The sequence below is a fragment of the Nostoc sp. genome, from assembly GCF_036916985.1.
GTDB lineage: Bacteria > Cyanobacteriota > Cyanobacteriia > Cyanobacteriales > Nostocaceae > Nostoc.
In genome coordinates this window covers 37308-58947 of record NZ_JBALFD010000016.1, presented here as the reverse complement: position 1 = coordinate 58947, position 21640 = coordinate 37308, and the positions used below count along the sequence as shown (strand labels likewise).

Annotated in this window: 24 protein-coding genes and 1 pseudogene; 7 read left to right on the top strand and 18 right to left on the bottom strand. The window is 41.4% G+C overall.

What is annotated here, in order from left to right; all coding sequences use genetic code 11:
• Window positions 1-9: 9 nt before the first annotated feature.
• Together V7L07_RS05175 and V7L07_RS05170 are read left to right on the top strand one after the other, a co-directional pair.
• Window positions 10-831, top strand: coding sequence for a prepilin peptidase (locus V7L07_RS05175; protein WP_335055691.1), 822 nt, complete (start codon window positions 10-12; stop codon window positions 829-831).
• 220 nt (window positions 832-1051) lie between these two features.
• Window positions 1052-1399, top strand: a complete 348-nt coding sequence (locus V7L07_RS05170; protein WP_094347414.1) for a DUF760 domain-containing protein — start codon at window positions 1052-1054, stop codon at window positions 1397-1399.
• Between the two features lie 43 nt (window positions 1400-1442).
• On the opposite strand, the gene V7L07_RS05165 is transcribed toward V7L07_RS05170, so the two are convergent.
• On the bottom strand, window positions 1443-2651 hold the full coding sequence (locus tag V7L07_RS05165) for an HhoA/HhoB/HtrA family serine endopeptidase (RefSeq protein ID WP_335055689.1): 1209 nt from the start codon (window positions 2649-2651) through the stop codon (window positions 1443-1445).
• Window positions 2652-2921: 270 nt separating this feature from the next.
• Here V7L07_RS05165 and V7L07_RS05160 point away from each other — a divergent pair, with 270 nt between their 5' ends.
• On the top strand, window positions 2922-3815 hold the full coding sequence (locus tag V7L07_RS05160) for a LysM peptidoglycan-binding domain-containing M23 family metallopeptidase (RefSeq protein ID WP_335055688.1): 894 nt from the start codon (window positions 2922-2924) through the stop codon (window positions 3813-3815).
• An 86-nt stretch (window positions 3816-3901) separates the two neighbouring features.
• Here the strand turns inward: V7L07_RS05160 and V7L07_RS05155 are convergent, their stop codons facing one another.
• The 7 genes from V7L07_RS05155 to V7L07_RS05125 form a co-directional block, all read right to left on the bottom strand.
• Complete coding sequence (locus V7L07_RS05155; protein ID WP_335055686.1) at window positions 3902-4936, bottom strand: isochorismatase; 1035 nt, start codon at window positions 4934-4936, stop codon at window positions 3902-3904.
• 188 nt (window positions 4937-5124) lie between these two features.
• Window positions 5125-5415: a type II toxin-antitoxin system RelE/ParE family toxin gene (locus V7L07_RS05150; RefSeq protein WP_335055684.1), complete on the bottom strand. Its 291-nt coding sequence runs from the start codon at window positions 5413-5415 to the stop codon at window positions 5125-5127.
• Window positions 5412-5630 carry a hypothetical protein gene (locus tag V7L07_RS05145; RefSeq protein ID WP_118163017.1) on the bottom strand — a complete coding sequence of 73 codons (219 nt, stop codon included), beginning with the start codon at window positions 5628-5630 and terminating at the stop codon, window positions 5412-5414. Before V7L07_RS05145 ends, V7L07_RS05150 begins: the two co-directional genes overlap by 4 nt.
• Before the next feature lie 179 nt (window positions 5631-5809).
• Window positions 5810-5905: a type II toxin-antitoxin system RelE family toxin gene (locus V7L07_RS05140; protein WP_335055682.1), complete on the bottom strand. Its 96-nt coding sequence runs from the start codon at window positions 5903-5905 to the stop codon at window positions 5810-5812.
• 7 nt (window positions 5906-5912) lie between these two features.
• On the bottom strand, window positions 5913-6071 hold the full coding sequence (locus tag V7L07_RS05135; RefSeq protein ID WP_335055680.1) for a type II toxin-antitoxin system RelE family toxin: 159 nt from the start codon (window positions 6069-6071) through the stop codon (window positions 5913-5915).
• Complete coding sequence (locus V7L07_RS05130) at window positions 6068-6265, bottom strand: DUF2281 domain-containing protein (RefSeq protein ID WP_335055678.1); 198 nt, start codon at window positions 6263-6265, stop codon at window positions 6068-6070. Before V7L07_RS05130 ends, V7L07_RS05135 begins: the two co-directional genes overlap by 4 nt.
• A gap of 61 nt (window positions 6266-6326) precedes the next feature.
• Window positions 6327-6467 (bottom strand): hypothetical protein, encoded by a 141-nt coding sequence (locus V7L07_RS05125; protein WP_335055676.1) that lies wholly within the window; start codon window positions 6465-6467, stop codon window positions 6327-6329.
• Window positions 6468-6616: 149 nt separating this feature from the next.
• On the opposite strand from V7L07_RS05125, the gene ispG reads away from it, so the two are divergent.
• A complete protein-coding gene (gene ispG, locus V7L07_RS05120; protein ID WP_335055674.1) occupies window positions 6617-7843 on the top strand; it encodes a (E)-4-hydroxy-3-methylbut-2-enyl-diphosphate synthase in 1227 nt (408 codons plus the stop codon).
• Between the two features lie 227 nt (window positions 7844-8070).
• A complete protein-coding gene (gene ctpC, locus V7L07_RS05115) occupies window positions 8071-9354 on the top strand; it encodes a carboxyl-terminal processing protease CtpC (protein ID WP_335055672.1) in 1284 nt (427 codons plus the stop codon).
• Between the two features lie 82 nt (window positions 9355-9436).
• On the opposite strand, the gene V7L07_RS05110 is transcribed toward ctpC, so the two are convergent.
• From V7L07_RS05110 to V7L07_RS05100, 4 genes are all read right to left on the bottom strand, one after another.
• Window positions 9437-9622: a DDE transposase family protein gene (locus tag V7L07_RS05110; RefSeq protein WP_335055671.1), complete on the bottom strand. Its 186-nt coding sequence runs from the start codon at window positions 9620-9622 to the stop codon at window positions 9437-9439.
• A 248-nt stretch (window positions 9623-9870) separates the two neighbouring features.
• Window positions 9871-10080 (bottom strand): DUF6887 family protein, encoded by a 210-nt coding sequence (locus tag V7L07_RS05105; protein WP_335055669.1) that lies wholly within the window; start codon window positions 10078-10080, stop codon window positions 9871-9873.
• The gene (locus V7L07_RS33420) at window positions 10077-10202 is read right to left on the bottom strand and encodes a DUF6888 family protein (RefSeq protein WP_442936010.1); all 126 of its coding nucleotides are present in this window, start codon (window positions 10200-10202) and stop codon (window positions 10077-10079) included. The genes V7L07_RS05105 and V7L07_RS33420 overlap by 4 nt, the downstream gene beginning before the upstream one ends.
• A gap of 168 nt (window positions 10203-10370) precedes the next feature.
• A complete protein-coding gene (locus V7L07_RS05100) occupies window positions 10371-12098 on the bottom strand; it encodes a succinate dehydrogenase/fumarate reductase flavoprotein subunit (protein WP_335055667.1) in 1728 nt (575 codons plus the stop codon).
• A 281-nt stretch (window positions 12099-12379) separates the two neighbouring features.
• Here V7L07_RS05100 and V7L07_RS05095 point away from each other — a divergent pair.
• A pseudogene (locus V7L07_RS05095) lies at window positions 12380-12538 on the top strand (IS4 family transposase); the annotation flags it as partial.
• A 219-nt stretch (window positions 12539-12757) separates the two neighbouring features.
• On the opposite strand, the gene V7L07_RS05090 reads toward V7L07_RS05095, so the two are convergent.
• Window positions 12758-12901 carry a hypothetical protein gene (locus V7L07_RS05090; protein ID WP_335055663.1) on the bottom strand — a complete coding sequence of 48 codons (144 nt, stop codon included), beginning with the start codon at window positions 12899-12901 and terminating at the stop codon, window positions 12758-12760.
• 223 nt (window positions 12902-13124) lie between these two features.
• Here V7L07_RS05090 and V7L07_RS05085 point away from each other — a divergent pair, with 223 nt between their 5' ends.
• Window positions 13125-14729, top strand: coding sequence for an NAD(P)H-quinone oxidoreductase subunit N (locus tag V7L07_RS05085; protein WP_335055661.1), 1605 nt, complete (start codon window positions 13125-13127; stop codon window positions 14727-14729).
• Between the two features lie 170 nt (window positions 14730-14899).
• On the opposite strand, the gene V7L07_RS05080 is transcribed toward V7L07_RS05085, so the two are convergent.
• The 5 genes from V7L07_RS05080 to V7L07_RS05060 all read right to left on the bottom strand — a co-directional run bounded on the left by V7L07_RS05080 (window position 14900) and on the right by V7L07_RS05060 (window position 21338).
• Entirely contained in the window at window positions 14900-16336 is a 1437-nt protein-coding gene (locus V7L07_RS05080; protein WP_335055659.1) for an ATP-binding protein, read from the bottom strand.
• A gap of 39 nt (window positions 16337-16375) precedes the next feature.
• Window positions 16376-16918 (bottom strand): methanogen output domain 1-containing protein, encoded by a 543-nt coding sequence (locus tag V7L07_RS05075; protein ID WP_292853349.1) that lies wholly within the window; start codon window positions 16916-16918, stop codon window positions 16376-16378.
• 856 nt (window positions 16919-17774) lie between these two features.
• Window positions 17775-18818, bottom strand: coding sequence for a sensor histidine kinase (locus V7L07_RS05070; RefSeq protein ID WP_335055656.1), 1044 nt, complete (start codon window positions 18816-18818; stop codon window positions 17775-17777).
• 6 nt (window positions 18819-18824) lie between these two features.
• A complete protein-coding gene (locus V7L07_RS05065; RefSeq protein WP_335055654.1) occupies window positions 18825-19976 on the bottom strand; it encodes an FIST signal transduction protein in 1152 nt (383 codons plus the stop codon).
• 42 nt (window positions 19977-20018) lie between these two features.
• On the bottom strand, window positions 20019-21338 hold the full coding sequence (locus V7L07_RS05060) for a hybrid sensor histidine kinase/response regulator (protein WP_335055652.1): 1320 nt from the start codon (window positions 21336-21338) through the stop codon (window positions 20019-20021).
• Window positions 21339-21640: the final 302 nt, after the last annotated feature.

The following is a 21640-nucleotide window of genomic DNA, read 5'->3' as shown; positions in this document are numbered from 1 at the left end:
AATGACTGTATGGACATTTTGTTCGCCATTCCGGCGAGTGTAATGGTCTTTGCTTTAGGTGCATCTATTGGTAGTTTTCTCAATGTTATTGTTTATCGGCTACCTGCTGGGTTGTCAATTCTTTGGCCGCCTTCTCGTTGTCCTAAGTGCTTAAACCAGCTAAAAGCTTACGAAAATGTACCAGTTTTCGGCTGGATATACTTAAAAGGGCGGTGTCGATATTGCAAAAGCAAAATTTCTGTCCGTTATCCCGTGGTAGAAGGGGTAACGGGCATAATTTTTTTACTGATTTTTTTGGTATTTAAAGTATCGACTTTAACAATAGGCTATTGGGCTTTTTGCAGTTGGTTATTGGCGCTATCGCTCATCGACCTAGATACAATGACCCTACCTAATGCACTTACTCAGTCGGGTTTGGTGGTGGGGATTTTGTTTCAAATGGTGGTTGGTTTTTTACCAGAGGCTAGTTTTGTGGCATTGGTAAATCACCTAATGATGGCGATAGTTGGTGCAGTATTGGGCTTATGGCTATTTGATGCGATCGCCTTATTGGGTTCAATTGCCTTTGGTAAAACTGCAATGGGGGCAGGTGACGCCAAGTTAGCAGCCATGATGGGAGCCTGGCTAGGCTGGAAATATTTGCTCTTGGCTAGTTTTATTGCCTGTGCGCTGGGAGCGTTAATTGGTAGCGGTGCTATGATGCGATCGCGACAAAGGTTAGGACAAAAGATGCCTTTTGGGCCTTTTCTGGCTTTAGGATCTGTAATTACTCTGTTTGTTGGCGAAGCCATTTTGTCTAGCTACCTGCGGTTATTTTTTCCAGCATCTTGATGAGGAGAATAGCAATGCCCTTCAGGAATGCTGAGTGCTGAGTGGGGAAGAAGCAAGGGAGCAGGGAGAAGAATTTTCCCCTCCGCCCCCCGCACCCTGCCCCTCTGCATCTTTTCAAAGCCCAATTCCCCATTCCTATTGACTTATACCCGTGGTGAATGCGCTACTCTTGTACTATGGTTTAGAGTAGAGTTAGCAATTAAGCTAAATAAAACTGCCAATGGTGTTTAATCCTGACTTTTTGAATGACAACTCCGAGGAACACCCTAATCAACTTCTTTCCGACCACTCTGAGGAATACCCCAATCAGTTACTCAAATATCTACAGCATCAGTCTCCTGATGTTTTAGCTAGGGTTGCTCAGTCTGCCAGCCCCGAAATTAAACAAATCATCTCGCAAAATGTTCAAGGGCTAGTGGGAATGCTCCCGGCAGAAAATTTTAACGTGCAAATCACAACAGATCGGGAGAACTTAGCTGGACTTCTAGCGTCGGCAATGATGACAGGGTATTTCCTGCGCCAGATGGAACAAAGAATGCAGTTAGAGCATTTGTCTAATGGTCAATAATTAATAGTCAATAGTCAAACATTCTGGGACTATTGACTATTGATTATTTCCTTTCAGGATAAGCTCCTAATTTTACTTTCAGGGTTTGAATTTTACCGCTGCGGTTGACTTCGAGCGCTATTATGTCCCCAACTTTGCTGGACTCTACTAGCCTCTGAACTTGGGCTGAGGTTTTGACTGGTTTACCGTTAACTTTTTGAATCACGTCTCCAGGAAGCAATGCTCCACGCTTGGCTGGAGAATCATCTGTTACGCCTTTAATGACAATCCCCGCATCCTGCTGAATGTTCAGTTGATTGTCTTGATTAATCTGCTGTCTTCTGATGGGAGAAAGGTCTGCCATTTCAATACCCAAAAAGGGATGTTCTACATGCCCTTTGGTAAAAAGTTCATTGGCAACACGGGCGGCGGTTTCAATGGGGATGGCGAAACCGAGTCCTTGAGCATCAGCCCGGATGGCAGTGTTAATACCAATGACTTCACCTTGGGCGTTTAACAAGGGACCACCAGAATTACCAGGGTTAATCGCGGCATCAGTTTGGATAAAGCTAACTCGCTTATCTGGGACACCAACTTGAGTGCTGGTGCGATCGGTAGCACTGATAATGCCCATAGTGACAGTATTATCTAAACCCAGAGGATTGCCAATAGCGATCGCCCATTGTCCTGGCACCAGATTTTGCGAATTCCCCAGTTTCACCGTCGGCAAATCATTCGCTTGTATTTTCACCACCGCCACATCTGTCACAGAATCAACTCCGATCACCTTTCCCTCTAAACTCCGACCATCCTTGAGAGTTACTTGTACTGTATCTGTATCTGCTACCACATGAGCGTTAGTGAGTAATTCGCCATCTTCGCTCAAAATGAATCCCGATCCGGTACCGCGCTCAATGCGTTCTTGAGGAATTGGTTGGTCATCTTCTCCAAAAAATCGTCGCAAGAGGGGATTTTTCAACGCGTCAGAGATAGGATTAGCTACTTTGCGAGTGGCATTAATTCGCACCACAGCCGGGCCAACTTTTTGCACTGCCGTCGCAATAAAATTCACATTATCGCCTCCAGTAGCACCAGTTGCTCCATTTGGAGAATTTGGAACTACGGATTCTGGAGACGAAGACATCGTTACATTTTTTAACTGTTGGAACGATCGGTTTTGTGGCAGGAGATAGTGACTGCCAAACAAGCCTGCACCACCGCCAATCACTAGTAAAAATACATAAATCGCCAGTTGCTTTAAGGATAACTTCATAATTTTTTTACTCAAGGACAGCAATGCAGTTGCTAATTTCTAAGTGTAGTCAAGCTAATGGCAAGTGGACAGATCAATTTACGAGAAATTGGAGACTGGGGATTGGGTATTGGGTATTGGGAAAGAGGAAGCAGGAGGCAGAAGACAGAAGTTCTTTAATTTTGAATTGTGAATTGTGAATTGATTTCTCCCCCAGTCCCTAGTCCCCACTCCCCAATCCCCACTCTTCCCATCTAAAATCTAAAGTTAATGCGCTATTGACCTTTATACATGACTTTACTCTTTCGTCAACTGTTTCTCTGTAGCTTAGTTAGCGCCTTGGGCCTAGTAAGCATACTGCCATACTCGAATAGTGCTAACGCTGCTGTAGGTGGTTGCCCAATTCCAGCCTTATCTCGCTTCCAACGCCATAAAGTTGTTCGTGGTGAAACTTTGGAGAGCATAGCGCAGCGCTACAATCTCATTCCTACAACTATTATTGGCATGAATCCAGCTTTGCAGAATGGTGGGATTGCAGCCGTTGGAAGTGTGCTTCAAATTCCTCCCTACAATGGGATTGTAGTCGAAGTACCTCGCGGTGAAACTTGGCGACAAGTAGCGGCACAATACAAAGTTCGTGCTGATAGCCTTTTTGAGGTGAATGGCTGCCAACCAGACCCCAGAATCGTATTTGTTCCGGGGGTAAATTGGTCGCCCAATGGTGTTGTAACTAAATCCCCTTTACCCAGTGATGCAGGTACACCAAATCGGGCATCGCTATCTGGATATCCCTTAGCACAAGTGGCGACAGTGGGATTAGCTTACGGCTGGCAAATTAATCCTGCGACAGGTGAAGTTTTCTTCCATAGTGGCGTTGACTTATTAGCACCAGTTGGTACGAATGTGCAAGCGATCGCCCCTGGAACCGTAGCCTTTGCCAGTGATCAAGGTTCTTATGGCAAGTTGGTCATTATTAACCACAGTGGCGGACTCCAAAGCCGCTATGCCCAGCTTTACAGTATTAAAGTTACTGTCGGTCAGCAAGTGAAAAAAGGAGACTTACTAGGAACAGTAGGCACTAGTGGAAAACCAAGTTCCACTCAACCCCATCTCCATTTTGAAGTGCGTTCTAGCTCATCTCTGGGTTGGGTAGCAGAAGATCCCAAGGGTTATTTGAAGAAATGAGACTTGTTTTAAAACGCACAGGGGCGCAAAACGAAACGCAGAGGAAATCTCTGTGTTCCTCTGCGAAACCTTTGCGATCCTTTGCGTTAAAAAAATGCTATGGATTCGCTAGATTTTACGATGTGCATTCCTGCCTCTGCAAACCTTGTAAATGCTGCATCTGCTTGTTCTGTGTAGTCCACAACACCAGGGACAACAACAGGAGAAGTGCTATCTTCTAGCAGATAGATTTTTTTCGCCAGGGTAGCATCTACCTGTTTAATTTCTGTTAATAAATCGTCAATTGTCCAAGCGACGCAATGACTTTTAGCTTGACCACCAATAATTACTGCATCATATTCTAAAAGTTGTTTAATCAGGCGCGTGTTCTTTTGAGCAAGTGGACGTTGTTCAAAATCTTCTAACACTTCTGGGCGTAATATCGAATAGTTTTCTGTTAAGGGATTTTCACCTTTAATTTCAAATTGTGTCTGGCTCTGACGCGCAATGCCGTGGAAAAATATCGCTTCTTCTACCGATGAAACTAGAGCATGACCGATACCGCCCAACATAGAATGATAAGGCCAAACAGTGAGAGGATATTTCCCATCTTGACTAAGTTTTTTAAGGTAATGGTAGGCGTGTTTTTCTAATAACTCATAATCCCCATTAGTAACACTGTCAGCAACTGCTGGGTTGACTTTCCAGATACCTTGTTCAATATCTGCTGGTGTGATGCTAGTCGCTGCTGGAGTGGGATGTTCTCCGGCGGCGTTCACCCAAAAGATCGGATGGAAGATTTGGGTTGCGGTGTGGGTATCTAGAGTAGGTACAATTTTTGTAATTACTCCCAAGTTGCGATAGATAAACTCAGATAATCTGACGTTATCATCTACCGCTGCATTACCGGATTTTCCACCTACAAATAATTCAAATCCAGGTATGCAGAAGGTGTTTTGGACATCAATTAATAGTAAGCAAATACGAGTTTTATCTAAAGATGCTGGTTTGATATCGTGTTGTTTAGCCCAAATTTCAGCTTCGGCGGCACGTTTTTGGTAAGGTACGCGCCAGACTTCGCCGACTTTCTCTGAGTTAAAATGTGGAGGAATGGATAGTTGGGGTGTTATTTGGGTGTTCATCTAAAATCTGTACTTATTTTCTAATTATCGTAAATTAAAGGGTTTAAGACCCCTACATCTATATGTAGCACCCATTTCAGTCGGGGTTTAAATCCCCGTCTGAAATGTCTTTAATTTTGAATTTTGAATTTTGAATTTTGAATTTTGAATTGTTAATAGGCTTGCCTTAGTCAAAAATAATGCTGAATTTAGTAAACGTCATCGTGGGAACCTAAAGTTAGCAACAAAATTTCTTCCTCTCCTGATTCAGGATTTGTAACAAATTTAAATAAAATCCGATTCCGATAATCAATTGAACATGAGCATGAGTATCTACCCAATGAATCACCTTTTAGCTTGTGACTACGTAAACTGAGTTGAAATGGATCTTCAGCGATTTGTTGTAATACTTGCTCAATTTGAGAACGTAACTCAGGATTTTTCTTGACTACACGCTTAAAAGCACGAACAAAAGTCGGACTCCAAACCAAATTTTTCACTCGTCTAACTCCGCCATCAAATCTGCAACTGAACCACGCCGGACATTACCTTGAGCATAATCACTCTCTGCTTGCGCGATTTCTTTTAATAAGTCATCCCGTCGTTGTTGCTTGAGGCGCTTTTGGATAATATCTACAAGAATAGCCTGAGCTTCTGGATCTAATGCTTCTACTGCTTCTATGGCTTTCTGGAATGTAGATGTTTTTTCTAGCATGGGCGTTAAAGCATTTGGTGATAAGTCTAATTTAGCTGGTGGGATGTGTAATCTGTTTATTCAATAGTATATTTGTATTATAAAAACATAAATTTAGCGATCGCACTTGGATTCTGTATGAGAATGCGAAAGCGGTAAGGCGATTTTGCACATTTGGGATGCTCCCGATTTTTAGTTGTTCACAATCTATAAACATCACTACGATGCTTTACTTTGACCACCGTGACTAATAATAAACCATCTTGTATTTCGTAAATAATTCGATATTTTCCCAATCTGACTCTATAATAAATTATCAGAACCTTTTAATTTTTTCACACCATCAGGACGAGGCTCAAAAGCAAGTTCTTCCAATTTAGCAACTATTTTTTGTTGAACATCATAGGGTAATTTTTTTATCTGTCTTTTTGCAGCCGGAGCAATTTCTACTTCGTAACTCACAAACCTAATTCCCTTTTGAGTTCACCCAAGGAAATCGTACCAACCTCTTGTGCTTCTTTTAATGCAGCTTTTGCATCTTCTAAATCTTCTTTATCTTCTTTGGCTTTCAAAAAAAGTAAAAAGTCCAGAACCTCGTATACAATTTCTTCTGGTACATTTTCTATCTCTTCAATTATTTTCTGTTTGGCATTCATAAATTCCGCTTTATGCTGGTTGACTCTATTATAAAATGATGGTTATTGAAGTCTTGTTAACTCAAGTAAGAAATTGCGATGACTGTGGCGGGCTGCGCCAGCGCACTTCATCATGCAGGACATCGTACTGTGGGTAGTGAGAAAAGCTGACGCAGTTGATTGTGTATGAGAATGGGAAAGCGATCGCACTATGCTTAGTCACAAAAGCGATCGCTCTTGATCTGTTGTGCTGTGTTCTTGTCTGATTTTTTTCTATCTAATCACCCAAAGAGCCACCACCTGTGGCAATCTGGGAAACAGAGATTTATTAAATCTGATATTTGAGCTACAGCAAATTTACCTAATCAGGTTATGCAAACTCTGCCCACAGTAAACACTTCAAGCATCACATCAACTCAAGCCACCTTTGATACAACTATCAAGCGGCGTAAAACCCGCCCTGTAAAGGTAGGAAATGTCACCATTGGCGGCGGCTACCCCGTTGTGGTGCAGTCCATGATTAACGAAGACACTCTTGATATAGATGGTTCTGTGGCTGGTATTCGTCGTCTGCACGAAATTGGCTGCGAAATCGTCCGTGTCACAGTGCCAAGTATGGCTCATGCGAAAGCTTTAGCAGAAATTAAACAAAAATTAATTAAAACTTACCAAGACGTGCCAATTGTGGCTGATGTCCATCACAACGGGCTAAAAATCGCCGTGGAAGTTGCCAAGCACATAGAGAAAGTACGGATTAATCCGGGTTTGTATGTGTTTGAAAAGCCAAATATCAATCGAACTGAATATACTAAAAGCGAATTTGACGAAATTGGCGATAAAATCCGCGAAACCTTAGAACCTCTGGTAGTTTCTTTGCGCGATCAAGGAAAATCGATGCGAATTGGGGTAAATCATGGTTCCCTCGCGGAGAGAATGCTATTTACTTACGGTGACACCCCCGAAGGAATGGTGGAATCTGCTATAGAATTCATCCGCATTTGTGAATCTTTGGATTTCCGCAACTTGGTAATTTCCATGAAAGCCTCACGAGTCCCAGTGATGGTAGCCGCCTATCGCCTCATTGCCAAGCGCATGGATGAACTTGGTATGGATTATCCATTACATTTAGGCGTTACAGAAGCCGGTGATGGCGAATACGGGCGAATTAAATCTACGGCTGGTATTGCCACGTTACTTGCTGATGGCATTGGCGATACAATCCGCGTCTCACTTACAGAAGCACCAGAAAAAGAAATCCCCGTCTGCTACAGCATTCTCCAAGCTTTGGGATTGCGAAAAACGATGGTGGAATATGTCGCTTGTCCTTCCTGTGGACGCACGTTGTTTAACTTAGAAGAAGTGCTGCACAAAGTTCGGGAAGCCACTAAACACCTTACTGGTTTAGACATTGCAGTTATGGGTTGCATTGTCAATGGCCCGGGAGAAATGGCCGATGCCGACTATGGTTATGTCGGCAAAACACCCGGTTACATTTCTTTGTATCGTGGTCGAGAAGAAATTAAAAAAGTCCCAGAAGATAAAGGTGTAGAGGAATTAATTAACCTCATTAAGGCAGATGAACGCTGGGTAGAACCTTAAAGAGGCAGAGGGGCGGGGTGCGGGGGGCGGAGGGGAAAACTCTTCTCCCTTGCTCCCTGCTCCCTGCTCCCTTGCTTCTTCCCCAGTCCCCAGTCCCCAACCCCCCAATTTGCCAGATTGTCAAGTATTTTGTGTAAATTAGGAATACATACTCCGTCTGTACAGTGGTAGCCTGTGTTAGATTGAGCATACTGACTATAAATTTTCCCTCTGATGCAGCTGTCATTATGGTGATTACAAAAAGTAGACTTGTTTTGGGTGCTACGGCAGTGACACTCTCCACGATCGCTGTTACTAGCCTTGGCATTCATTCGCGAGGTCAGGCTTTATTTAAAGCAAGTCCTAAAGAATTAGTAGATGAAGTTTGGCAAATTGTTCAACGCCAATATGTAGACGGTACTTTTAATCAGGTTGATTGGCAGGCTGTTCGTAAGGAATACTTGAGCAAGTCTTACAGTAATCCACAGGATGCGTATAAGTCCATTCGGGAAATGCTGAAAAAGCTACAAGACCCCTACACCCGATTTATGGACCCAGAGGAATTCAAGAATATGCAGGTTGATACCTCTGGAGAATTGACAGGTATTGGGATCACCATTAGCCAGGATGAAAAAACCAAGCAGTTGGTTGTAATTGCGCCAATCGAAGATACACCAGCCTTTAAAGCTGGTGTTTTGGCAAAAGATATCATCCTCAAAATCGACGGCAAAGATACTAAGGGTATGGATACCAATCAGGCAGTATCTTTAATTAGGGGTGAAGCAGGGACGCAAGTCAGTCTTATTATTCAGCGCGACGGGCAGACAAAACAATTTGACATCAAACGGGCACGAATTGAAATCCATCCAGTTAAATTTTCCCAAAAGCAAACCCCAGCGGGGAATCTTGGTTACATCCGCTTGAACCAGTTCAGTGCCAATGCTGGTAAAGAAATGCAAAGCGCTATCAAAAATTTAGAAAGCAAAAAGGTAGCTGGATATATTCTGGATTTGCGTGGTAATCCAGGTGGCTTACTCTTCTCCAGTGTGGATATTGCCCGGATGTGGATAGATAAAGGTAAGATTGTCTCCACCGTTGAACGCCAAGGAGAGGCAGAAAAAGAAGAGGCAAACGGACGAGCCTTAACAAATAAACCTTTAGTAGTACTGGTAGATAAAGGTTCAGCTAGTGCCAGTGAAATCCTCTCAGGGGCTTTGAAAGATAATAAGCGCGCGACTTTGGTAGGTACTCAAACCTTTGGTAAGGGATTAGTGCAATCAGTACGTCCTCTGGAAGATGGTTCAGGATTGGCGGTAACAATTGCTCATTACTATACCCCCAATGGTACAGACATCAATCATAAAGGCATTGAGCCAGATGTGAAGGTGGATTTGACCAAAAAGCAGATGGAAGATTTGTGGCTGCATGGACGCGACAAACTCGCTACCCTCGCAGACCCTCAATTCGCTAAAGCAGTGGAAGTTATAGGTAAAAAAATTGCTGATAAGGGCACACCCACAGCAGAAAAATAAAGTTAGGAGTGAATAAATAGTGAGGAGTTAGGAATAAAAACTATCATTGTTAACTTCTAACTCCTAACTCCTAACTCCTAACTTAAACTGGTTGGCATTTTCCAGCCCTAATAAGTCCGACACGCCGAGCGATCGCTTCTTCTGGCGAACTAAAAGGCCCCCATTGTTCTATAATTTCTGGGTTATCGTCTGCAATTTGGTCACTGGGGATAATTTCACAGTTTCCACCAGAGCGCTTGACAATATACCAAGTTTGTGATTTATTCATATTTTAAATAAAAATCTTGTTTTTATAGTCAGAATTTTACTGCATACAGAAAATATCTTCGTACTTACTGCTAAATCCTACATTCTTTAGGTGCGATCGTATAACTCTGTAGCTTTTTTGCCAAGCAATCATAATCTTGGATGCTTGAGGATAGTTCCTGTTGCTTACCCTATCCTCAAAAATCAATTCCCTACGAGCTTACGCAAAGCTTTACTAAGCCTGAATTTAAACTATGGGCGGATAGGCAATCACTCAGTCCGATTGAGTTTCTCTAAGAGAAGAGCTTCTACCTCGCTCTCAGGATTGTCAATATCGAAAGGGTAAGGGTGTTGTGTAGAGAAGTCAGAACGACTTATCAAAACTTGTAATGCAGCCCGAAACGCTTCTTCGTCATTTCTATGTTTTGAAATATATCGTTTTATTTCAGTATTGGTCATCTGGTTGAGGTTTTGCATCATAGAACAAATTTCCAATTCCCATCTTGATCAATTATGACTGCAATCTCATCGTTCAAACCAGCTTGAATATAAAGCGTTTTCAGCTTTTGGTCATAGCGGAAAACCTGGATAGGCTGATACAACCTGAGTTCACGTGAGTTCGACAAGTCTTATTTGACCTCTCCCCCAGCCCCTCTCCGACACGGAGAGGGGAGCAAAAAGCTTAATTTTTCGTTGCTCCTCCCTTTCCGTTTCGGAGAGGGAGGTTGGGAGGGAGAGGTTCATCGAACTCACGTTAAATTTACCTTTAACTAATACTTCCGCTCTTTTGGCTCAAACATAGTAATCGCCACTGGTCGATATTGAATCTCAATGCCGGCTGGTGAATAGTAAGCTATTGTGTGTTTAAGAAAGTTAGTATCATCTCGCTGGGAATAATCTTCGCGGAAATGAGCGCCACGACTTTCTTGGCGATTTAGAGCTGATGCTAAAATAGTCTGCCCTACTACCATCAAACTTCGCAATTCTAAGGCTTCTACGAGTTCTGTATTCCAGCAACTACCTTTGTCATCTAAATAAATTTGAGGGTATTGCTGTTGTATTTCTTCTAGTTTGTGCAAACCTTCAGTCATTAACGCCTCAGTACGGAAAACACCGCAGTACTCAGTCATACAATCCTGAAAAGCTTCACGGACTTGGTTAATGCGGTACTGTCCTGGTTGTTCTAGCAAAGCTTGAATTTGTTGCTGGGCTTCTGTTACATACCGTTGCTCATCTACAGAAGGTAGCTTACGTTTTTGGACAAATTTGGCGATCGCAGCCCCAGTCCGTTTACCATAAACTACACACTCCAGAAGTGAATTACTCCCCAAACGATTTGCACCATGTACGGAAACACAAGATGTTTCACCCGCAGCAAAGAAAGCATCAACGAAACCATCGCCACTACTACGAACTTGACCATCGGTGTTAACTGGTATACCACCCATACAATAGTGAATTGTCGGGCGGACTGGCATCGGTTGAGTTACCGCGTCAACGCCTACTAAGCGGTGTGCTTCTTCCCAACAGAAGGGAACGCGACTCATAATCTTTTCTTTGCCTAGATGGCGTAGATCCAGATAGACAAAGGGACCACCAGCACTGCCATCAAGATGGACACCACGACCAGCGCGAATTTCGTAAGCGATCGCTCGTGAGGTAATATCACGAGGAGCTAGTTCCATCCGACTGGGGGCATAATTTGCCATAAAGCGATCGCCTTCACTATTAATCAGATACGCCCCTTCTCCCCGTACTGCTTCTGAAATCAGCACCCCTACCGGATATAAACCAGTGGGATGAAACTGCACAAATTCCATATCTTCTAGGGGTAGACCGGCGATCGCAGTCATTGCCAAACCATCACCTGAAGACGCGTAATCATTAGAGGTAGTGTTATAAACGCGACCATAGCCCCCTGTGGCAAACATCACCGCCTTAGCCCGCACCACCTCTATATGTCCATCCAAAAGGTGGAACATCACCACACCCTTTGCCTCATTTTCTTCCAAAATGAGACGCATCACGTACCACTCTTCATAAACTTGCACCCCATAACGCCGCAAATTGTTAACCAATTCGTGCAAAATCGCGTGACCAGTTTTGTCAGCAGCGTAACAAGTCCGGTTGTGGGAGTGTCCCCCAAAAGCCCGTTGAGCAATGCGCCCATCGGGTAAGCGAGAAAACAAAACGCCAAGATGTTCCAAATCAATCACCACATCTGGTGCTTCTTGGGCGAGAATTGCTACAGCATCTTGGTCTGCCAAATAATCAGAACCCTTGACAGTATCAAAAGCATGTGCTTCCCAACTATCCTCCGAATCAACATTTTTCAGCGATGCAGCCATACCACCTTGAGCCGCAACCGAGTGGGAACGAATTGGGTGGGTTTTCGCAACCACAGCAATATTTAAACTAGGGTCGGTGCGGGCAATTTCTACAGCAGCGCGACATCCTGCTAATCCACCCCCGACAATAATCACATCATGTTCCAGCATATTTAGCCCCCGACTGCAAACCACTGCTGTTCTATTGTAGAGACGTGATGAATCAGGCAGTGCGTTACAACAGTGGATTGGTGTCAACTTAAGCAAAAAGTCAACATAAGATGTAAGTAGGTGGATGAGAAAATTTATAACTATGTCATTGCGAATGGAACGAAGTGGAATCAAGCAATCGCAAGGCTTTCACCGTTTTTACTTTTCGTTACATAGTTAGGTTTATTTGTGTCTACCTACTTAATCTAAGAACATTCTGATTGATGTTCTTAGATTACATCATGGCTACAAAACGTCCAGCCAGAATTGGAAACCCAGACCTGCGGCAGCAAAAACATGTGCCAGCACCGCCGATAGAGGAAATCGAGAAAGAAACCTTTTCATTGCTATCTCCAGTGAGTTTTAAACGCCTGAGATTGTATGAAGACAAACAGAAGAAAAAATTATGATACAGAATAATATTAACCTTACCGATGATGCTGACTTTTCACGTCATGTGGAAAAGCTAACGATTGACCTAACCCCCTAGCTTGAAAGTGCTGAGTGCTGAGTGCTGAGTAAAAATACTAGTTCCCAGTTCCCAGTCCCCAGTCCCCAGTCATTCTTTCATTCAAGGCTGTGAAACTTGTTTGATCAGGACTACCTTGTAGGAGAGATATTTAGAGAGAGGTTTTCCAGATACCGTGAAAAGTCAGACCGATGATGATGGCGACGGTCGCTTTGCGAACCGCCGTAGGCATCGTTGTGAGTTTAGTGTATCGCCAAATTCCCGGCTTAAGAGAAGTACTGACGCTTACACCCAACAAATTTGGGCTTTATCTTCTTAAGGTAAAAAACAAGTATGAAAGTTTTTAGGTGAATCCCTAAATACTGAGAAACCTGCTGGTAAGCCAGTGAAGTTAGTGCAATCGCCATCTGCACCCAAGCTGTTAAGCTCTTGTTAAAAGAGCTAGTCCGGGGATTAGAAAACTTGCTAGAGTGAACAGAGTTAGCCTTAATGTCTAATCCCCAAAACCTATACATCTCATGGATTTTGCTAATATTGCATCCCAGCTAAACGCTGGAACGATTTTGCCAGAGGGGATTGTTATTCTCACCCTCTTGGGGGTTTTGATTGTTGATTTGATTTTGGGGCGTACATCCGCGCGCTGGATTGGATATCTAGCGATCGCAGGTTTATTTGCTTCGATTATCGCCCTATACTTTCAATGGGACTCTCCTAATCCCATCGGTTTTACCGGTAGCTTTAACAGTGATGACCTGAGTATTGTCTTTCGCGGTATTATTGCCTTGTCTGCGATCGCCACTATACTGATGTCAATTCGCTACGTTGAGCAGAGTGGCACTGCTTTAGCCGAATTCATCGCTATTTTGCTCAGTGCTACTTTGGGAGGGATGTTTTTATCCGGGGCTAGTGAGTTGGTGATGATTTTCATCTCGCTAGAAACCCTGAGTATCTCCTCTTATTTGTTAACAGGTTATACTAAGCGTGACCCCCGCTCCAATGAAGCGGCGCTGAAATACTTGTTAATTGGAGCTTCCAGTACAGCAATATTTTTGTACGGTGTATCCCTACTGTATGGACTATCTGGAGGACAAACTGAACTAAGTGCGATCGCTAATGGCATTGCCACAGCGAAAGTGGGACAATCTTTAGGTTTAGTGATTGCCTTGGTTTTTGCGATCGCAGGTATTGGCTTCAAAATCTCCGCCGCACCCTTTCACCAGTGGACACCAGACGTTTACGAAGGCGCACCCACCCCAGTCATCGCCTTTCTATCTGTCGGTTCCAAAGCGGCTGGGTTTGCCCTAGCCATCCGCTTGCTAACAACAGCCTTCCCTCTCGTTGCTGATGAGTGGAGGTTTGTCTTCACCGCTTTAGCCGTTCTCAGCATGATCTTGGGTAACGTAGTCGCCTTAGCCCAAACCAGCATGAAACGGATGCTAGCTTATTCATCCATTGCCCAAGCCGGGTTTGTGATGATTGGCTTGATTGCTGGTACACAGGCGGGTTATGCCAGTATGGTATTTTACCTACTTGTCTACTTATTCATGAACCTGTGCGGCTTTACCTGCATCATTCTGTTCTCACTACGCACGGGAACCGACCAGATTGCCGAATACTCTGGCTTATATCAAAAAGACCCACTCTTAACACTCGCCTTGAGTATTTCCCTGCTTTCATTGGGTGGTATCCCACCATTAGCTGGGTTTTTCGGCAAGATTTACTTATTCTGGGCAGGTTGGCAAGCCGGACTTTATTGGTTAGTCTTGTTGGGCCTAGTTACCAGCGTCGTCTCCATCTACTACTACATTCGCGTAGTTAAAATGATGGTAGTCAAAGAACCCCATGAAATGTCCGACGCAGTGAAGAATTATCCCCAAGTGCGTTGGGATTTGCCTGGGTTAAGACCTTTGCAGGTCGGTTTGGTGGTAACATTAATTGCCACTACTGTAGCAGGGATTTTGTCAAATCCACTGTTTACATTGGCTAACAATTCCATCTCCCATACCCCATTTTTGCAAGCAACAATCAACAGTAATATAAAAGCACAAAATCTAGTGCTTTTGCCAAAGTTAGATTCGGTTAGTCAGTCTCAACCCTCAGTTGATTCTACTGCTAAGATTTAACCTAGTTTCAACGAAACTTCGTACTCAAAGACACGCCTGTTTGCTAATTAGCAGACAGGTGTTTTTCATATCAACTTAAAATAGTTAGAATTCAGTATTGATGAATAAATATACAAATTATTCTAAATTACTGATAATTTTTGATTTTTGGGTGCTGAATTTTTACGTTTTTATGAGACAGAGCTAACAGGTATCTTAATTACAAATTCTGCACCTTTTCCGGGAACAGAAAAACAGTTAAGTTGTCCGTTATGTTTTTCAACTATAATCTGATAGCTTATATATAGCCCTAGTCCAGTACCTTTACCCACAGATTTAGTGGTGAAAAAAGGATCAAATAGCTTTGAACGAACTTGTTCATTTATCCCTAAACCATTATCAGCAATAGTAACCTTTATCCAGTTTTGATTGATTAACTCAGTTTTTATTTGAATTTTAGGATTATTATCTGCAAGTTGTTGATTGTCAGTATTTTGGGGATTTACGGCTGACCAATGACCATTATTAGCCAATAACTCTAGGGCATCGATTGCATTAGTAAGAATATTCATAAACACTTGGTTGAGTTGACCAGGGTAGCAAGTTACATTGGGTAATTGACTGTATTTTTTGATAACTTTGATTTCTGGGTATTCATGCCTAGCTTGCAGACGATGCTCTAAAATCATTAAAGTACTATCAATTCCATCGTGAATATTAACTTGCTTAAATTCTGCTTCATCAAGTCTGGAAAAATTACGTAGCGATTTAACAATTTCCTGAATGCGTTCTGTTCCCACTTTCATTGACTCGAAGAGTTTAGTTATATCTTGAATCAGAAAATCTAAGTCTATCTCTTCTACTTTTGCTTCGATTTCTGGAGGAATATTTGGACAAAGGTGTTGATAAATTTGTACCAATGTTAGTAAATCCTGAGTATATTTATGGGCGTGGTGAAGGTTCCCATAAATAAAACTCACGGGGTTATTAATTTCATGGGCAATACCAGCAACCATCTGACCTAAACTAGACATTTTCTCAGCTTGGATAAGCTGAATTTGGGTAATTTGTAGTTCGTTTAGTGTTTCTTGTAAATCAGTTGTGCGTTCCTCAACCCGAACTTCTAGCTCTTGATTCGCTTTCTTAAGTGCTTCCTCCGCTTGTTTGCGTTTTTGCACTTCCTTTGCTAACTCATCAATTTTTTCGTTCAAAAGAACAAAATTACTGCTAGCTACAACTCTATTTTCCAAGCGTAAGAGAATTAAAGCTGAAGATTCCGCAGACCAAGGCTGAATCACTGCTCCTTGACTACGACATATTAAGGTTTGTCCATCATTTTTTCGTAAAGTCAAGGAGCCAATCACCATTGCCCTGCTACTTGAACAGGCTTGCAGATACTTTACAACATCGTTGTTAGACTCAGTTACAAGTTCAAAAAGCATCCTTCCCCGCAGCTCTTGACGACGTAACCCCAACATATCTGCGACTGGTTGATTGGTAGCTAACAACTGACCCTCTCCACTTACCAGGAGTAAAGGTTCTGGTAAAACTCTGGCAAGTTCAAGAAATTGTTCAGGAGTCATGAGGCTTCCAATTTCAGGGTTGAAGTCTACTTTAGATATCTGCACTCAAGTTTATATCCTGGGGTTGGTTTAGTATTTAAAGGTTTAAACAGATTCCAGTCCCCGAAAGTATTCTCGACCTTCTGCATCTTCTGCTTCTTCTGTCGGTTTTAAGTAAACAATAACTCTACATCCAGAAGCACCCTCGGCTATGGTGTCTTGCAATTCTACTTTCGCATATCCCAGGTTATTAGCTGCGATCGTTCCAAAGACGTTTGAAGTCATCATACACATAGCAGGACGATTAAGTACTTTTTCGGCAAATGGGCAGACGCGGTTACCAAAGACAATTTTTTCATCATTCTGCTCAATGACATAAAAATCGCCCTGGATTCGTTTTTTTAAATCAATCAAGACATCAGCTACTTGCTTACGAGAAAGGCTGGAAACTTCCAGGGCAGATTTATAATCTTGGTCAATCTGCCTACCCATTCTTTCACCAACTACGCTAATAAATCCAGAAGCTTCTTTTAAGCCAACTACATCCTGTAAAGTGCCAGATAATTCTCTAATTAATGTACGTAAAAATATATCGCGTTCTAAAGAAAGATTAAGGGTAGCTATCGAGTGGTCAAGTGCATTACTCATAAGTTTTGAGGAAATAATCTTGTAACTACAGTTATAGAGTTCCCAAAAATACATCTAAAGTAACTGCTTAATCTCTTTATTCAGAGAATTTGATGCTCGCTTTTGTTCATAAGACAATACAGTTCAGTTAAACTTCTCTTCCTTCTCTTTCTTTGCATGCTTCTCCCTTGGCGTTAGCCTCTCTCTTTGGCAGCTAGGGTGTACAAACATCTTGGTAATGAAGCCCAAACCCTGGATTTACCATCCTTAATCTCCCCTTGTTAAGGGGGGAATATCCGGGTTCTCCCCCTTACCAAGCCAGGGCTAATTCATCCCATTTCAAACAGGATTTGTCAAGATGGTTAGCAAGAAAATTGTAAGTAAGCGTGACGAAGAGATGAACATTTAAGCACTGAAATATCACTAAAATAGTTGGTTTCATCGGCACGTTGGTAACAAAATAACTAATTTTTAATCGCTAGAACCCTTGATTTTTAAAGCTATTTGGGGAATGAATCAGCCCTGCTTACCAAGGGGAGTTAAAGGGGGTGAAAAGGACTTGTGTGTACACCAGAAGGGGAGATGCTAATGCGAATGGGGTAGCCTACGGCAAGCCCTCCGGGTGACGCTCCTAACGTCGCTCATACGTTGCCATGCCGTTGGCGGAGCCTCTCATAGAGAAGGTTTTACGCTGCGCTGACAGCAGTCGCTCATGGGGGAAACCTCCTTGGCGCTAGCCTCTCCCTTTGGGAGAAGACCGCGTTGCTTCACCGCTTTGCGTCTACGTTAAAAATTATTATATTGTGATGATCTAAGATCAAACTTAACATTTATTTGTCTTCTACAATTAATTTTAATAATTAATATAGTTGCTAATTTAAAAAATAGGAATAGTGATTATAAATTCCGAGCCTGCTCCTAACACAGAATTTACTTCTAGAGTTCCTTTATGTTTTTGGACAATTATTTGATGAGCAATTGATAATCCTAATCCTGTTCCTTTTCCCACAGATTTAGTTGTGAATAAATGGTCAAACATTTTTTGTTGAACATCAGCTGATATTCCCACTCCGTTATCTTGAATCCGAATCGAAATATGATTCTTATCTTCAGTTAGGGCAGTATGAATAGTAATTTGATTAGGATTTAGCTTAATATCATCAAAGCTAAGTCCATAATTAGACTCTTCTAAAGCATCAATAGCATTTGCTAATAGATTCATAAATACCTGATTTAGTTGTCCTGGAAAGCATTCAACTAGGGGTAATTCTCCATAATCTTGAACTAATTCAATAGCAGGGCGAATTTTATTAGCTTTCAAACGGTGCTTGAGAATGATCAGAGTGCCATTAATACCTTCATGAATATTAAACAGAACTTTTTGTTCTATATCTGCTCTAGAGAAAGTTCGGAGACTATTGCTAATGTTGGAAATACGATCCGTGCCTTCTCTCATTGAGGAAATGAGTTTAGGTAGATCGTCGCGCACATACTCCAGATCAATTAATTGAATTGTTTCTTCAATTTCCTGAGATGCTTTAGGATATGTTTGCTGATAGAGGTTAATGAGATGTAACAAATTCTGAATATACTCTTTAGCTGGAGTCAGATTACCTGCTATAAACCCAACTGGATTATTAATCTCATGAGCTACATCTGCGACAAGACTTCCCAAAGTAGACATCTTATTTTGCATTATTTGAATATTAAGAAGCATTGTTTCTAGCTCATGTCCTCTCTCTTCTAGTTTGTATTGATATTCATTTAAATCATCAATTACTTTTTTGAGCAAAAATTCTTTTTTTTTATTTGTATCTTCAAGTTTTATCCGGTCTGATTCGGAGCGCTCCAGTTTTTTTTGGATAATTCTATTCGCTTTTTTTAGTTCCCTAATTTCTTGTTGATAATCCAATATTTCCATCACTTTTTACCGAGTTCCTAAAATTAAAGTTACAAAAGTTTCATTATGGAATTGCGTCTGACTAATTCGATCTATAGGAGCAATCTCTCCATAAGAATAAAATCCACAGGCAGGTAAATACTCAGTCAGACAAAGTTTTGTGTTTCGATACTCTTCTTGTGCCCTCGTGCCAAGTATTTGCCGACGAGCTACGCATGAAAAAAACAAAACAGCACTTGGTTTCGTACCTGGATAATTATCTAAAGCATTCATGAATGATGCCTTGGATGCTGCCAAAATATCCTCATGATCTGCTTCTGAAATTTGAATAACTGCTTGATCGGGAATATCGCCAAAAAAGGTGATGCTACCAGATTCATGATTATAAGCAATAGGCGCTCTTATATAAAAATTGTCTCCATTTTGATCAAACACTGCTAGTGGATATTCTATTGAAGGAGGAAGCGAACCTAGATAATGATGATAAAAATCTAAAGCTGGCTTGCCATCTATTTCATAGACTATGTTCTTATCTACCTTAGTAGCTTTGCTTGTTTGACCAATAGGATGCCAACCACTTGCAACAGCATGGGAAAACAATATTGTGCCGGAAAAAAGTAGAATTGGTACAGAATCAGTTAATACTTCTGTTTGAAAAAATTGATATGTACTTTGGTATCTTGACTGATCGCCAGCCAAACCACCAAATATTGGCACATATTGACCAAGAGCTAGCTTTAAGCCATTTAATATAGAGACACCACTAGTTGTGAGGCTCTCTGGATGAGTTAAACATAGCTTTGGGGGTGCGGTACTTTTTGCTTTGGCTTGCTTCACAGCTTGTTTAGTTGCAGTAATTGGATCGCTTGAAACTTTGCGTCCAATTCCTGCATGTATTTCAACTTCGTCTGAGCAAAACAACATCAAGGTGATTGAGTCCTGCTGAAACTCTAAGACTGAAGAAATTTCTCCATCTGTTGTTCCACCAATCAACTCAATACCGGGAAAAGCTTGATGAATTTGCTGCAAAATCAGAGCATGTTCAAAGTCAATTGCAGCAAAAATAATTCCAGCTTTTGGTATATCTCCTGCAAGAGAACTAGCACATTGCTGAAGAACTTCTTCAACTGCTGATAGAGAATCTGGATCGTTACTGTGACCTACTACTACCTTGAACATAGATTTACTTATTATATTGATGAATGCGATTTGCTCTGATTTTTAAATGGCAAGCCTGATGATAAACTCTGAACCTTTTCCTAGTACTGAATTTACCTCTAGAGTTCCGCCATGTTTTTCGACAACAATTTGACGGGCAATTGACAGTCCTAATCCTGTACCTTGACCCACAGGCTTGGTGGTAAATAAATGGTCAAAGATTTTTTGCTGAATATCAGCTGACATTCCTACGCCATTATCTTTAATCCGAATCAAGATATGATTTTTATCTTCAGTGAGTAGAGTCTGAATCAAAACTTGATTGGGATCTGCTTCAATTTCAAGATAAGTACGTCCGATATTAGACTCCTCTAAAGCATCAATAGCATTAGCTAACAAATTCATAAATACCTGATTTAGTTGTCCGATAAAGCATTCTATATCTGGCAATTTATCGTAATCTTTAATTACTTGAATATCAGGACGATCCTCGGATGCTTTTAAGCGGTGTTTGAGAATCATGATAGTGCTGTCTATGCCATCATGAATATTACAAGAAACTTTGCGATCGCTATCTGCTCGAGAAAAGGTTCTCAGACTAGTACTAATGTTACGAATGCGCTGAACACCCTCTTTCATTGAGGAAATTAAATTCGGTAGATCGGCAAGCATATACTTCAAATCTATTGCTATAATTTCCTCTTGAATTTCTAGAACTGGATTAGGATAGTGCTTTTGATAGAGATCAATCAGGTTAACCATGTCTTGAAAATATACTGAAGCATGTCCCAGATTGCCATGAATAAAACCAACTGGATTATTAATTTCATGTGCAACTCCTGCTACTAATTGACCAAGAGCAGACATTTTTTCTGTCTGTACAAGCTGGAGTTGAGACTCTTGTAGGTCTTTTAATGCTCTGGATAAAGCTGCTGTTCTTTCTAAAACTCGTTTTTCTAAAGTTTTTGTGAGATTTCGTAATTGAAGATGGGTTTTAATTCTAGCTAATAATTCTTCTTCATGAAAAGGTTTAGTAATGTAATCAACTGCTCCGATATTTAGACCCTTTACTTTACTATCAGTATCAGAATTAGCTGTCATGAAAATTACGGGTATATCACAAGTAGCTGGATTTTGTTTTAGCATTTTGCAGGTTTCAAATCCATCTATTCCTGGCATCATTACATCTAATAAAATCAAATCTGGTACTGTGTCTTCAACAATTTTAATTGCCCTCTTAGCATCATTTTCTGTAATTACTTTGAAGCCAACATTAGTTAATATGTCAAAGACAATTTCTAAATTTGTAGTAGTATCATCAACTACTAAAATTAAACTATCTTCTGGTTCATCAAGTATTTTCATATCTAGCGTTTCATTCATGTATTTAAATTGATTGAACTCCTTGTTAGTTATTCACTATTCATCTGGCGATCGCAGCTAAGTCACCTCTATTTTATTGGCGGACTGACTAACAATTTTCTAGTCTGACAACCCTATAGTTCCCAAAAATTATTACAACAGCAACATTCTCACACTAAATTGCCCATAGCTTATAGCTGGGGCGATCGCTACAGCATGGACATTGACCGCTAATCTTCATTTTCGCCGGAGTTTAAGATCCTCTTTCATGAAAGCGATCGCTCTGAAATTAGTCATTATTACCCTTGTCTTTTTATAAAAGG

Bases quoted from the DNA above. Each gene is read 5' to 3' on its own strand.
- V7L07_RS05175 (WP_335055691.1), top strand. From the start codon at position 10: ATGGACATTTTGTTCGCCATTCCGGCGAGTGTAATGGTCTTTGCTTTA.
- V7L07_RS05170 (WP_094347414.1), top strand. From the start codon at position 1,052: ATGGTGTTTAATCCTGACTTTTTGAATGACAACTCCGAGGAACACCCT.
- V7L07_RS05165 (WP_335055689.1), bottom strand. From the start codon at position 2,651: ATGAAGTTATCCTTAAAGCAACTGGCGATTTATGTATTTTTACTAGTG.
- V7L07_RS05160 (WP_335055688.1), top strand. From the start codon at position 2,922: ATGACTTTACTCTTTCGTCAACTGTTTCTCTGTAGCTTAGTTAGCGCC.
- V7L07_RS05155 (WP_335055686.1), bottom strand. From the start codon at position 4,936: ATGAACACCCAAATAACACCCCAACTATCCATTCCTCCACATTTTAAC.
- V7L07_RS05145 (WP_118163017.1), bottom strand. From the start codon at position 5,630: ATGCTAGAAAAAACATCTACATTCCAGAAAGCCATAGAAGCAGTAGAA.
- V7L07_RS05130 (WP_335055678.1), bottom strand. From the start codon at position 6,265: ATGAATGCCAAACAGAAAATAATTGAAGAGATAGAAAATGTACCAGAA.
- ispG (WP_335055674.1), top strand. From the start codon at position 6,617: ATGCAAACTCTGCCCACAGTAAACACTTCAAGCATCACATCAACTCAA.
- ctpC (WP_335055672.1), top strand. From the start codon at position 8,071: ATGGTGATTACAAAAAGTAGACTTGTTTTGGGTGCTACGGCAGTGACA.
- V7L07_RS05110 (WP_335055671.1), bottom strand. From the start codon at position 9,622: ATGAATAAATCACAAACTTGGTATATTGTCAAGCGCTCTGGTGGAAAC.
- V7L07_RS05105 (WP_335055669.1), bottom strand. From the start codon at position 10,080: ATGATGCAAAACCTCAACCAGATGACCAATACTGAAATAAAACGATAT.
- V7L07_RS05100 (WP_335055667.1), bottom strand. From the start codon at position 12,098: ATGCTGGAACATGATGTGATTATTGTCGGGGGTGGATTAGCAGGATGT.
- V7L07_RS05085 (WP_335055661.1), top strand. From the start codon at position 13,125: ATGGATTTTGCTAATATTGCATCCCAGCTAAACGCTGGAACGATTTTG.
- V7L07_RS05075 (WP_292853349.1), bottom strand. From the start codon at position 16,918: ATGAGTAATGCACTTGACCACTCGATAGCTACCCTTAATCTTTCTTTA.
- V7L07_RS05070 (WP_335055656.1), bottom strand. From the start codon at position 18,818: ATGGAAATATTGGATTATCAACAAGAAATTAGGGAACTAAAAAAAGCG.
- V7L07_RS05065 (WP_335055654.1), bottom strand. From the start codon at position 19,976: ATGTTCAAGGTAGTAGTAGGTCACAGTAACGATCCAGATTCTCTATCA.
- V7L07_RS05060 (WP_335055652.1), bottom strand. From the start codon at position 21,338: ATGAATGAAACGCTAGATATGAAAATACTTGATGAACCAGAAGATAGT.